Consider the following 12,269-nt stretch of genomic DNA (forward strand, 5'->3'; position numbering starts at 1 on the left):
TCACGTACTACGGCCTCTGATCACCTACGACGTCCGCACGGGCCAGCCGCGTCGGCGGCAGGAACTCCCGTACGTACGTCCGGTCCCAGCAGGCGCCCGTCTCCCGCAGCTCCCTCCACGTCGTGTAGCGGTAGCGGAAGAGGCGGGCGCGGACGTAGCAGGGCGGGGCGTCCGGCGGGAACGGGGAGGCGCGCAGCAGCTTCAGCGTGTCGCGGTCGTTCTCCAGCAGCCGCTCCACCAGGACGCCGAACCAGGCACCGGCGTACGCGGGGGAGAGCGCGGCGAACCACATCAACCAGTCGAGCCGCAGGTGGTACGGCGCGAACTGGCGCGGCCAGCGCCGTGGATCGCCCGGCTTGCCCTTGAACTCGTACTCCCGCCACGCGGAGTCCTCCCGCGCCACGTCGTCCGCCGTGCCCTCGACCACCACCTCGTACCGGACGCGGCTCACGCTGCCGAACGCGCCGTAGGTGTTGACCAGGTGGAGCGGGTCGAAGGAGCGGTTCATGATCTGGCCGCGGGAGATCATGTTGCGGACCGGGTGGTAGCTCAGACCCACCACGAGCGCGGTCACGGCGATGACGACGGCCTCGTACCAGAGCGGTGCTCCGGGCACGCCGTCCGGCGCCGTGCCGCCGAAGTCCACGGCGGACAGGGCGAGCACGATGGTGATCCAGTTCAGCCAGGAGAAGTTGCCCGACAGCACCAGCCACAGCTGGGTGGCGATCATCAGTGAGGCGGCGGCCGTCGCGACCGGCTGCGGGGTGAACAGCAGGACGGGCACGACGAGTTGGGTGAAGTGGTTAGCGGCCACCTCGACCCGGTGCAGTGGCTTCGGCAGGTGGTGGAAGAACCAGCTCAGCGGGCCCGGCATCGGCTGCGTCTCGTGGTGGTGGTCCAGGCACGTCAGCTTCCGCCAGCACGCGTCGCCGCGCAGCTTGATCAGCCCGGCGCCGAACTCCAGGCGGAACAGCACCCAGCGCAGCAGGAAGAGCAGGAGGACCGGCGGCGCGACCTCGTCGTTGCCGAGGAAGACCGCCAGGAAACCCACCTCCAGCAGCAGGGACTCCCAGCCGAACGAGTACCAGGTCTGGCCGACGTTGACGATCGACAGGTACATCACCCAGGGCACGAGCCACAGCAGCATCGCGCCCCACAGCGGGAGCAGCGAGTCCAGCCCGGCGACCAGCGCCACCGACACCGCGCAGCCCGTCCAGGCCCAGGCCGCGAAGAAGCGGTCCGAGTAGTGGACGTGGAACACGCCGGGTGCCTGACGGAACGAGACCCGTCGCAGGTACGCGGGCACCGGCAGCATCCCGCGCTCGCCGATCAGGGCGCGGAACTGCAGGGCCGCGGTGAGGAAGCCGACCAGATACACGACGGCCAGAGCCCGTTGGAAGACCAACCGGCTGGTCCAGTAGTCGGGGGCGGTGAACCACTCCACGCTCGGTGCTCCTGGGGGTGCGGGCCGAACAGGTGCATTAGTGACAATAGTGACCGAGTGCTCGATGCGTGACCGAACGCTCCACTCGAATATTCGGGCAAACCCTGCGAAGGTGTTCCCCATGGCTGATCGGGGCGCGAGCGCCCGGCCACTCCCGGACGACTGGCCCACCCACCCGGATCCGATCCTGGCGCTCAACCGTATGGGCAGCTTCGACTGGGACCTGGACGCCGGCGTCATGCGGATGGACGCCCAGGCCCACGAGGTCTTCGACGTGCGCCCGGACGAGTTCGACGGCAGCCCGATGACGCTGTCGATGCGGGTGCCGCCCATGGAAGGCCGTCGGCTCGACACCCTCGTCTCCCGGGCGATCAAGGACGGCAGCGAGAACTACGGGGCGTACTTCCGCATCCGCCGCCGCGACGGCTCGCCGCGCTGGACACACACCCAGGGCTGCATCCTGCGCGACGAGACCGGCCGTCCGTACCGGATCATCGGCATCGTCCGCGACGCCACCCAGGAACTCGGCGAGGCCGAGGCACGGCGCGAGCGGGCCGCCCAGGCCGAGGCCCGCCGCCGGCAGACGAACATCGTGCAGACGACCACGGCCGCCCTGGCCCACGCCCGCACCGTCCAGGACGTGATCGACGTCCTGGCGGACACCCGCGGCCTCACCCACCTCGGAGCGGCGGGCCTGGTCATGGGCCTCGTGGAGGCCGGACGCATCCGCATGGTCGCCACCGGCCCCAAGAACAGATACGTACCCGACACCGGGGTCACACGCCTCGACGCGCAGTACCCGATGAACGAGGCGGTGCGGACCCTCGCGCCGCACTTCATCGAGTCCCCGGAGGAGTTCGCCCGGAGATACCCCCTGCTGTGGCCGCACCTCACCGACCTGAAGATCACCTCGGCCGCGTATCTGCCGCTCATCGTCCAGGCGAGGCCCATCGGCGCGATGGGCCTGCTGTACGACGACAAGCGCGGCTTCCCACCGGAGGAACGCAACGTCCTCGTCGCGCTCGGCAGCAGCATCGCGCAGAGCCTGCAGCGGGCCATGTTCTACGAGCAGGAGAAGGACGTCGCCCAGAGCCTCCAGCAGGCCATGCTGCCGCGCTCCATCCCCAGCGTCGCGGGCGCCGACATCGCCGTACGCTACCGGTCGGCCGCCCTCGGCCGGGACATCGGCGGCGACTGGTACGACCTGATCCCGCTGCCCGGTGGCCGGGTCGGCGCCGTCATCGGCGACGTCCAGGGCCATGACACACACGCCGCCGCCGTCATGGGGCAGCTGCGCATCGTGCTCCGCGCGTACGCCGCCGAGGGCCACACCCCGGCCACCGTGATGGCCCGCGCCTCGGTGTTCCTGCGCGAACTCGACACCGAGCGCTTCGCGACCTGCCTGTACGCCGAGGCCGACCTGTCGACGGGCGTGATCCAGGTCGTCCGGGCCGGCCACCTCGACCCGCTGGTCAGGCACCCCGACGGCACCTGCCGGCGGATCGACGTGGACGGCGGCCTGCCGCTCGGCCTGTCCGCCGAGTTCGGGCGCCTGGGATACCCCGTCTCCACCGTCGAACTGGAGCCCGGCCAGACCCTGCTGCTGTGCACGGACGGCCTCGTCGAGCAGCCCGGCGCCGACCTCGACGACGGCATGCGGACGCTGGTGGCGCTGGTCACCTCAGGACCGGACGACGTGCGTGACCTCGCCGACCGGCTCATCGACGTGGCCGACGAGCGCGGCGGTGAGGACGACGTGGCGCTGCTGCTCCTGCGCCGCCGGGCCCCGGACGCGCGACAGGCCGCCGGGCCGCTCCGGCGGAATGTCGCGTCCGGCGACCCGGAGGCGCTCACCGAGGCCCGGCACATGATCCGGACGGCCGTGTGCGCGTGGGGCGCCCCCGAACGCGTCGACGAGATCGAACTCGTCGCCGACGAGCTGATCACCAACGCGCTGCTGCACACCGAGGGGGCCGCGCTCCTCAGCCTTCGCGTCCTCACCGGCTCCGACCGGCGGCTGCGCGTCGAGGTCGAGGACACCTCCAGCGCCCTGCCCCGCCGCCGCGAGGCGGGGGAGTCTGGCGTCTCCGGCCGCGGCCTGCTCCTCGTGGACCTGCTCTCGGACGTGTGGGGTGTGGAGTCACGGGGTGGTGGCAAATGCGTGTGGTGCGAGTTCGGGGTGGTGGACCGGGCCCACGGGGCGGGCCGGGGCCCCACTCGCGCACGGGAGTGAGCTCCTGGCACTCTGGGCGTATGCCGGAACTGCCCGAGGTCGAAGCGCTGCGGGACTTCCTGGCCGAGCGTCTCGTCGGCCACGAGGTCGTCCGGGTGCTGCCCGTGGCGATCAGCGTCCTCAAGACGTACGACCCTCCCGTCAGCGCCTTCGAGGGCCGGGAGGTGACGTCGGTGCACCGCTACGGCAAGTTCCTCGGCATCGAGGCAGAGGGCCTGCACTTCGTGACCCACCTGGCCCGCGCGGGCTGGCTCCAGTGGCGGGACCGGCTCCCCGACGGCCCGCCGCGCCCCGGCAAGGGCCCCCTGGCGCTCCGGGTCGCCCTGGAGACCGGCGAGGGGTTCGACCTCACCGAGGCCGGCACCCAGAAACGGCTCGCGGTGTACGTCGTACGGGACCCGCAGGAGGTTCCAGGCGTGGCCCGCCTCGGCCCGGATCCGCTGGCCGACGACTTCGACGAGGCGCGCTTCACGGAGCTGCTCACTGGGGAGCGCCGCCAGATCAAGGGCGCGCTGCGCGACCAGAGCCTGATCGCGGGTGTGGGGAACGCGTACAGCGACGAGATCCTGCACGCCGCGAAGATGTCCCCGTTCAAACTGGCCTCTTCGCTCGGACCGGAGGAGATCGGTCAGCTGTACGAGGCGCTGCGCGGTACGCTCACCGAGGCGGTCGAGCGCTCCCGCGGGCTGGCCGCGGGCCGGCTGAAGGCCGAGAAGAAGACGGGGCTGCGTGTCCATGGCCGCACCGGCGAGCCCTGCCCGGTCTGCGGCGACACCATCCGCGAGGTGTCCTTCAGCGACTCCTCGCTGCAGTACTGCCCGACCTGCCAGACGGGCGGCAAGCCGCTCGCGGACCGGCGGATGTCGCGGCTGCTCAAGTAGCGGACTCGCTCAAGTAAGGACTCGCTCAAGTAGCAGACTCCTGGAGCGGCGACCCGGTCGCGAGGTGCTGTCAGCCCCACGGAGCCTTCAGCGTCACCAGCCGCTCGCCGTCCGAACGCACCTCGAACCGGACGATGTCCTTGCGTGGCATGGCCGCGCCACCCTGCATATCGGAGGGCTGGGCCGTGTTCTTGGGCGCCATCCAGCTCGCGATCGTCTCCTCGGAGCCGTCCGCGCCGATCGCCACGAGCTGGCACGCGCGGCCCCCGTCCGGGTCCTTGACCTGGACGTCGATCTCGCTGCCCCAGAGCTTGTCCTCGGCGTGGACCTCGGCCCACACACCCGTCTCGGTGTCCGTCGCCGCGACGGTGTTCGCCTTCTCGCCCGGCCCCGCGAAGACCGCGACGGCGGGACCGCCCACGGCGAACGCCACACAGGCGGCGACCGCGAACAGCCAGCGCCGACGTCCGGCCCGCTGCCGCGTGGCCACCTCGTCCAGGAGCCGGTCCATCAGCCGTGGGCCGGGACCCGCGAAGGGGTGCACCGCGCGCGGTGTCGCCTCCCGGTAGAGCATCAACTGCCGGGCGGCGGGCCTGAACTCGGTGACCTGAACCGCGCACCGGGGGCACTCGCGGAGATGGTCCTCGAAGTGGAAGGCATCCATCTCGTCCAGCACGCCCAGCGCGTAGGCGCCGACGTCATGGTGACGATCCTGGGACCACATGGTGAATTCCTCGAGCCGGTGATGCGGTGGGGGTTGCTTCTTGCTACCACCGGTACGCACCGGACCGACGAATCACTCAAGCCCCCGGATCACGGAATGGCAACCGAGACTTTCGGAGCCGACGGGCCCACGGATTGGTCGAAGTTCTAGAAAAGATGGATCGCCAGGTGTCCGAGGGGCAGACCGAGTCTCCAGGCCGGTGTCCACACCTTCGGGCCGTCGTCCTCGCCGATGACCGGACCGCCGCCCGGCACCGCGTCCAAGTCGGGGGCGAGCAGCTCGGTCTCCTCCAGCCAGCGCCAGGCGTCGGCGGCCAGGTCCAGGTCCGGGGAGGGCCCGCCCGACTCGATCGCCTCGGTGGTCAGCCGCGCCATGCGCTCGCGCACCCAGTCCTGCCACGGCTGGTCGTACGCGGTCAGCGACAGCCAGTTCTCCAGTTGGGAGACGACCCGGATCCCGGAGAGTTCACCACCGGTGTCCGCGAGGAAGATGGTCAGGGCCAGGGCGTCTCGCCCCGCACGGAACTCGAAGGACGTCGGCGGCATCAGGTCGCCCGTCCTCAGCAGTTCGTCCGCGATGTACTCGGCGTACAACCACGCCATGGGGACGGTCAGTTCACCGCCACCGGTGCCGTCCGTGCTCTCTTGACCTCTGTGCAGCATCCCTTCCTGCCTTCCTCCGGTGCGTGCGCGTCGCCCGACTCCGGGCCCTGAACGGGCCCCCTCCGGAACACGGATGAAGACAGCTGATTGCTCAACCACGGTCCTCAGCAAGGCACTTTGCCGAGGCTTTGCTCTGTCATTGGTTTCAGTGCAGGTCGGCCGCGTATCCCGGAAGCACCCGGCGCAGGGCGCGCAGCGCGTAGTACGCGCGGGACTTCACGGTACCGGGCGGAATCCCGAGGGCTTCGGCGGCCTCCACCACACTCGCCCCCTGGAAGTACACCTGCACCAGGACTTCACGGTGCTCGGGAGTGAGTGTCTTCACAGCCCGCCGTACGTCGAGGGCGGCGGCGGACCGCTCGGCGTGATCGGCGGACACACGCGCGTTCTCCAGCACGGCGTCCCCGACCTCGGCGGGCCTGGCCTGACGGGCCCGGCGCGCGTCGATGGCGAGGCGGCGCCCGACGGTGAGCAACCAGGGGCGCACGGAGGTGAAATCGTCCGCGCGGAGCGCTTCGGGGTGTTGCCAGGCGCGTACGAACGTCTCCTGCACCAAGTCCTCGGCGCGCTGACGGTCACCGTCGGACAGTCGCAACATGAGGGCGAAGAGGGGCCGGCCGTGCTCCCGCTGCAACGCGGCCAGCTCGTGCTCGGCGGTCGTCCCGTTCGTGATCGTGGTTCCGGCCGTCATGGCCGTATGGGAACGCGGGACGCCCCGCGGGGACAGGGGGCGGTCACGGGTCTGCGGCGGGCGGTCGAACCTGTCGACGAACGGTGCGACGAACGGTTCGTTCCGGAACGCGCCGAGGCCCGGCCGGGCACTCGCCGGGGCCCGTCAGGGCACGCCGGACGGGCTAAGGGTGGCCGGGACCGAGTGGTCCCGTATGCGGATTCGTGTTGCTTTATAAGTCAATACGACAACAACGGGGTGAATCCATGACGACACGCACTCGGCAGACGACTTGTGCCCTCGCGTTCATCCTTCTGGCGGGCCTCACCGCGTGCCAGGCGGCAGGGGATCCGTCGGCGCGGACACGGGGCAACGCCGCGCCCTCCTCCTCCGCCGGAAAGGCCCGCGGCTTCACGCTCGTCGCCTCCGGAGACGTCCTGCCGCACGACTCGATCATCCGCCTGGCGGGCGCGGACGCGGGAGGCACGGGCTACGACTTCCGGCCCATGCTCGCGGGCGTCAAGCCCGTCGTGTCCGGGGCGGACCTCGCGCTCTGCCACATGGAGACCGTCTACGGCGCGAACGGCGACTACACCGGCTATCCCGCCTTCAAGTCCCCGCCCCAGGTGGCCGACGCCCTCGCCGACACCGGCTACGACGGCTGCTCCACCGCCTCCAACCACACGCTCGACGACGGCGCCGCCGGTATCCACCGCACCCTCGACGCGCTCGACCGCGCGGGCGTACGGCACGCGGGCTCGGCCCGGACGGCGCAGGAGGGGGCCGGCACCACCCTGCTGCGCGCGGGCGGTGCGCACGTCGCCCACCTCGCGTACACGTACGGCACGAACGGCTTCCCGCTCCCCGAGGGGCAGCCCTGGGCCGTCAACGTCATCGACCACGACCGGATCCTCGCCGACGCCCGGACCGCCCGGAAGGAGGGCGCCGACGTGGTCGTCGTCTCCCTGCACTGGGGCTCCGAATGGCAGGACGCGCCCGACGCCCAGCAACTCGACCTGGGACAGCGGCTCACCGCGGCCCGCACCGGCGCCCGCCCCGACATCGACCTCATCATCGGCACTCACGCACACGTCCCGCAGGCGTACGAGAAGGTCAACGGCACCTGGATCGTCTACGGCATGGGCGACCAGCTCGCCGGCGCCATGGTCAACCACCAGGGCGCCCACGACCCGCGCGGCAACGAGAGCTCCATCGCCCGCTTCACCTTCGCCCCGCCCGCCCGCGAGGGCGCCCGCTGGAAGGTGACCAAGGCCGAGTTCATACCGCAGTGGTTCGACGTGGGACCCGGCCGCGTCGTCAACCTCAACGAGGCCATAGACCGGCGAGCGACCGGCACCCAGGTGCGCGACCGTATCCGCGACGTGGTCCTGAGCCGCGGCGCCGCCGAGGACGGGCTGGTCATGGGCCAGTGACCAACCCTTCAGGGCACGACCGTCACCGGCCAGCGTCCCGCCTTCACCAGACGGATCGCCACGGAGCCGACGATCCGGTGCCCCGCCTGCTCGGAGGCGCCCACCACGACCGCGTCCGCCTTCAGGTCGTCCGCCGCCGTCACGAGCCCGTTGTACGGGTCCCCGCGGAAGGTGTGGAACTCCCAGCGCACGTCGAAGATGCCCTTGACGCGCTCGGTGGCGTCCCGGATCTCCGCGATGAGGCCCTCGGCGATCTCGTCGGTCGTCTGCGCGGCCGGCACTCCGAACGCGGCTCCTGCCGCCATCACCGGCTGGATGTACACCACGGCGAGGAGGGCGTGCTGTCGCCGGGCCAGACCCGCCGCGTAGGCAGCCGCGCGGAACGACGAGTCGGAGCCGTCCACCCCGACGAGGATCACCTTGGGCCCGTCGGTGCCGCGCTCGAACCGGTGCTGCTCAGTCACGGCTGCGAGGCTATCGAACCCGCTGGTCCCGCGTTCAGCCGGGCGTCGCTCGATCGGCTGTACGGAACCCGAACGCGCTGCTCCCCTTGGGTGTTTTCATACGTCCACACCGGTGTCGTTGGGGTGCGTCGGCCGTGCAACGGGTCACTGATGAGGCATGACGAAGGATCACATGTTCACGCGGCGTCGGCTGCTGATGGCCGGCGCGGCCGTCGTGGGCACGTCCGGTGCCGCGGGCGCGGCCGCTCTGCTCGGCGGGGAGTCGACCCCGGTCGGCCCCGGCCCCACCCCCGCGCCCGGGGGGACACCGGCCGCGGGTTCGCAGACGGGCGGTGGGGTCAAGCCCTCCGCGTACCGGCTGCAGCCCCTCACGGGGTACGGCCCGCCGCGCGCCCACATCCGGACCCTTGTCCGGAGCGAACCCTTCCTGCGCGTCGCCGGGATGGGCCGCGCCATGGTGCTGACCTTCGACGACGGCCCCGACCCCCGCTACACCCCCGCCATCCTGCGCACCCTGCGCGAGTACGACGTGCGTGCCATGTTCTTCGTCTGCGGCGCGATGGCCGCGGACCACAAGGACCTGCTGCGCGAGATGGCCGACGACGGACACGTCGTGGGCAACCACACCTGGTCCCACCCGCTGCTGCCCGGGATGTCGCGCTCCGCGATCCGCGCCCAGATGGAAAGCACCAGCGAGGTCATCGAGGAGGCCTACGGTGAGGCGCCCCGCTGGTTCCGCGCGCCCTACGGCGCCTGGAACCGCGCCGTGTTCCGGATCGGGGCCGAGCTTGGCATGGAACCGCTGGGCTGGACCCTCGACACGCTCGACTGGAGGAGCCCGGGCACCCGCAGCATCGTCGAGCGGGTCGAGGACCACGCCGACGCGGGCGTGGTGGTCCTCTCCCACGACGCGGGCGGCAACCGCTCCCAGAGCGTACGGGCGCTGCGTCACTATCTGCCCGCCCTTCTGGACGAGGGCTACCAGATCGCGGTGCCGCGACGGAAGCTGGCGTGAGCGCTCCGCTGGAATCGGAAATCGCGGTGATGAACCTGCGGGCCGGTGGGGGCTGGTCGCGCCCACGCGGCGGAGCCGCATATCGATACAGCCCCGCGCCCCTGAAGGGCGCGACCCGCCCGGTCAAGGCCCTCAGCGGACCTCGACCAGGCGGGCGAACACCACGACGTTCCCGGCGTAGCCGTTCTGCTTGGAGAAACCGCCGCCGCACGTGATGACCCGGATCTCCGGAACACCGCTGTTGCCGTAGACGCGGTCCCCGGGGAAGTTGTCCTTCTCGAACACCTCGACACCGTAGATCTCGAAGACGGCCGTCTTCGCGTCGCTGCGCTGGACCTCGACCCGGTGCCCCTTCTGGAGCGACCCGAGTCCGTAGAAGACGGCGGGGCCGTGCTGGTTGTCGACATGGCCCACGAGGACGGCCGTGCCGTTCTCACCGGGGGACACCGCGCCGGTGAACCAGCCGGCGAGGTTCGGGTCGTCGGGCGGTGGCGCGTCGACCCAGCCCTGCAGGTCCAGGCCCACGGGCATCACGGGGGCGTCGACCTGGATCGAGGGGATCCTGATCCGCTCGACCGCGGCGTACGGCAGCGGGGACGGCGTGTTGGCGAACAGCCCGTGCGGGGTGGCCTGGCTGTCGGCGGCCGCCGCCGACGCGGGCTGCGGTGGACCCACGTCGAACTCCCCCGAACCATTCCGGATGAGGGCGAGTCCGGTCAGCAGAACAAGCGCTATCACGCCCCATGGCGCGCGCTTCCTGCGCCGCTCCTCTTCTTCGGCCAGTTCGGACGAATACATTCGCCATCCCCTCTCGCCCCGGCCGTTGTCGCGTCCGTCGCGCATGGCACAACGCTAAGCGCACCACGCGGACTCGGCGACGGGGCAGGTACGAATGGGTGGCCGGCCGCACACGGGCCGTGAGCCATCCGTGTCGCCGCCCTCAGGTTTTTTCTGACAGTCGATGACCTGCGGCGATATCCGATCGCGCATGATTTCCCCGGCGTGTCCTTTCACCAGGACGGACCAATCCCGAAATGCGGCCGACCGCACGGCAACTGAGGGTCTGGTCAGGAGGCGCTTTCTCGCCGATCGACCGGGGACAGGTCCCGGGGCGCCTTCCCCGGAGGCTCACATGCGTACTACTCGTGCCCTGGCGGCGTCCGCCGCCGCGGTCGCCGCGCTTGGGTTCGCCGCGCCCACGGCCGCCGCGTGGAACGATCCGACCTCGGTCACCGCCCAGCCCAGCGTCATCGCCCGCGGCGGACAACTGGTCCTCACGGTCAAGGGCGAGGCGTGCACCGCCGCGAACAGCACGATCAGCTCGGCCGCCTTCCCGACCACGAAGCTGAGGTCGATGGGCGGCGACACGGCGACAGCGACCGTGACCGTCAACTCGAACGCCACCCCCGGTGCGCAGAGTGTCATGACCCACTGCGACGGCAGGCAAAGGACGTTCAACAACGTCTTCACCGTCCTCGGCGGGGTCCGTGGCGGCATCGGCGGCAGCAGCACCTCCGGGGCGACTCCCACCGACATCGCGATCGGCGGCGGTCTCGTCGCCGTCGCGCTGATCGGTGGTGGTGTGTTCTGGATGCGCCGCCGCTCCGAGAACAAGATCTGAGCAGGATCTGAACAAGTTCTGAGCCAGGGACACGAGCACGGGCGGACGGAGACGTGACGAGACCGGCGGACAGCCTTTCGCCCCGGACCCCCCTCGGGTACCGGGGCGAAAGGCTGTCGCGGTCCTCTCAGTTCAGTCGCGCGCGTGGGGGAACAACTGCAGCAGCGGCTCCGTCGACGCCGTGAGCCCCCTGTTGTACGGCTCGTCGAAGTCCCAGACGAGGAACAGCAGGAAGGCGATGAGGGCGGAGAACAGGCCGGCCAGGATCAGCTCGCGCGGGGTGCGCCGGATCTGCAGGGCGAACACCATGCCGACGGTCACGACGGCCCCGATGATGAGCCCGAACCACACCACACCCGGGAGGGCTGCGTCCGACGAGCCGGCGCGGGCGTTGCGCGCGGCGTCCGCGGCGGCCACCTGGTCCACGAGCGGCTGGTAGGCCTGCGCCTCGAAGTCCGACCGGGGCTTGTAGTCGGTGACGTCCTGGCGGATACGGTCGAAGAGACGGGCGCCGCGGTCGGTCATCTCACCGTTCTCGGCCATCGACTTCCACTCTTTGGTCACGACGTGGCCCACGTACGTGTCGACGTCGTCCCGGATGCGGTCGCGCACGTCCTCCGGGTAGACGCGCACCCGTTCCGTGATCTCGTGCAGGGCCTGTGCCTCCGCCTGGACGTGGTCCTGGGCGACACTGCGGGCCTCCCAGACACCGGCGATGGCCAGCCCCAGCACGATGGCGTACACGACGCCGATCATCATCGTGATGTACTCGATGACGTCGGGGGTCTCGGACGGGTCGTCGTCCTCGGGCGCCGTGTGATGCCGTACGACGGCCACGACGAGCACGACGACGCAGGCAGCCGCCATCGCGAGGGTGAGAACAAGCCATTCCGACAACAGGTTCCTCCAGGGATCAGCGCGGACGCAGCGCGGCGGCGGCGAACAGCGCGGGCACGGTGACGAGCAGGGTGAGCGAGACGAGGGACGGGCCGCCGCGCTTCGTCTGCCCGCGGGCGGACGGCCGGTACGGCGGATAACTCACCGGGGACGGCGACGGCTTGGGCCGTGCCTTCGGTGTGGGTTTCGGCGCCTCCGGGGCCGGGGGCGGGGCTGGTGCCGGTG

At 70.9% G+C, this 12,269-nt stretch carries 12 protein-coding genes and 1 pseudogene; 5 read left to right on the forward strand and 8 right to left on the reverse strand.

From position 1 onward, the window contains the following. Nucleotides 1-7 precede the first annotated feature (7 nt). A complete protein-coding gene (locus FNH08_RS12545; protein WP_322724341.1) occupies nt 8-1,444 on the reverse strand; it encodes a lipase maturation factor family protein in 1,437 nt (478 codons plus the stop codon). A gap of 121 nt (nt 1,445-1,565) precedes the next feature. On the opposite strand from FNH08_RS12545, the gene FNH08_RS12550 reads away from it, so the two are divergent. After that, nucleotides 1,566-3,677 (forward strand): SpoIIE family protein phosphatase, encoded by a 2,112-nt coding sequence (locus FNH08_RS12550; RefSeq protein ID WP_152771552.1) that lies wholly within the window; start codon nt 1,566-1,568, stop codon nt 3,675-3,677. 20 nt (nt 3,678-3,697) lie between these two features. After that, the gene (locus tag FNH08_RS12555) at nt 3,698-4,558 is read left to right on the forward strand and encodes an Fpg/Nei family DNA glycosylase (protein WP_152771553.1); all 861 of its coding nucleotides are present in this window, start codon (nt 3,698-3,700) and stop codon (nt 4,556-4,558) included. A 70-nt stretch (nt 4,559-4,628) separates the two neighbouring features. Here the strand turns inward: FNH08_RS12555 and FNH08_RS12560 are convergent, their stop codons facing one another. The 3 genes from FNH08_RS12560 to FNH08_RS12570 all read right to left on the reverse strand — a co-directional run bounded on the left by FNH08_RS12560 (nt 4,629) and on the right by FNH08_RS12570 (nt 6,635). Beyond that, nucleotides 4,629-5,282 carry a zf-HC2 domain-containing protein gene (locus FNH08_RS12560; protein ID WP_152771554.1) on the reverse strand — a complete coding sequence of 218 codons (654 nt, stop codon included), beginning with the start codon at nt 5,280-5,282 and terminating at the stop codon, nt 4,629-4,631. A 146-nt stretch (nt 5,283-5,428) separates the two neighbouring features. Further along, nucleotides 5,429-5,944 (reverse strand): hypothetical protein, encoded by a 516-nt coding sequence (locus tag FNH08_RS12565; RefSeq protein WP_152771555.1) that lies wholly within the window; start codon nt 5,942-5,944, stop codon nt 5,429-5,431. A 145-nt stretch (nt 5,945-6,089) separates the two neighbouring features. Continuing rightward, the gene (locus FNH08_RS12570) at nt 6,090-6,635 is read right to left on the reverse strand and encodes a sigma-70 family RNA polymerase sigma factor (RefSeq protein WP_152771556.1); all 546 of its coding nucleotides are present in this window, start codon (nt 6,633-6,635) and stop codon (nt 6,090-6,092) included. Nucleotides 6,636-6,880: 245 nt separating this feature from the next. Between FNH08_RS12570 and FNH08_RS12575 the strand changes: the two genes are divergently transcribed. Then, nucleotides 6,881-8,047: a CapA family protein gene (locus FNH08_RS12575; protein ID WP_152771557.1), complete on the forward strand. Its 1,167-nt coding sequence runs from the start codon at nt 6,881-6,883 to the stop codon at nt 8,045-8,047. A gap of 8 nt (nt 8,048-8,055) precedes the next feature. Here the strand turns inward: FNH08_RS12575 and FNH08_RS12580 are convergent, their stop codons facing one another. Then, nucleotides 8,056-8,511: a universal stress protein gene (locus tag FNH08_RS12580; RefSeq protein WP_322724343.1), complete on the reverse strand. Its 456-nt coding sequence runs from the start codon at nt 8,509-8,511 to the stop codon at nt 8,056-8,058. 157 nt (nt 8,512-8,668) lie between these two features. Here FNH08_RS12580 and FNH08_RS12585 point away from each other — a divergent pair, with 157 nt between their 5' ends. Next, complete coding sequence (locus tag FNH08_RS12585) at nt 8,669-9,526, forward strand: polysaccharide deacetylase family protein (RefSeq protein ID WP_152771558.1); 858 nt, start codon at nt 8,669-8,671, stop codon at nt 9,524-9,526. Nucleotides 9,527-9,658: 132 nt separating this feature from the next. Here the strand turns inward: FNH08_RS12585 and FNH08_RS12590 are convergent, their stop codons facing one another. After that, entirely contained in the window at nt 9,659-10,324 is a 666-nt protein-coding gene (locus FNH08_RS12590; RefSeq protein WP_152771559.1) for a class F sortase, read from the reverse strand. A 334-nt stretch (nt 10,325-10,658) separates the two neighbouring features. On the opposite strand from FNH08_RS12590, the gene FNH08_RS12595 reads away from it, so the two are divergent. After that, a complete protein-coding gene (locus tag FNH08_RS12595; protein WP_152771560.1) occupies nt 10,659-11,147 on the forward strand; it encodes a hypothetical protein in 489 nt (162 codons plus the stop codon). A 132-nt stretch (nt 11,148-11,279) separates the two neighbouring features. Here the strand turns inward: FNH08_RS12595 and FNH08_RS12600 are convergent, their stop codons facing one another. Together FNH08_RS12600 and FNH08_RS51800 are read right to left on the reverse strand one after the other, a co-directional pair. After that, nucleotides 11,280-12,044, reverse strand: coding sequence for a bestrophin-like domain (locus FNH08_RS12600; RefSeq protein ID WP_152771561.1), 765 nt, complete (start codon nt 12,042-12,044; stop codon nt 11,280-11,282). A 16-nt stretch (nt 12,045-12,060) separates the two neighbouring features. Beyond that, nucleotides 12,061-12,269, reverse strand: a pseudogene (locus FNH08_RS51800) (hypothetical protein); the annotation flags it as partial.

Origin of the sequence: Streptomyces spongiae, assembly GCF_009377185.1 — a bacterium.
GTDB lineage: Bacteria > Actinomycetota > Actinomycetes > Streptomycetales > Streptomycetaceae > Streptomyces > Streptomyces spongiae.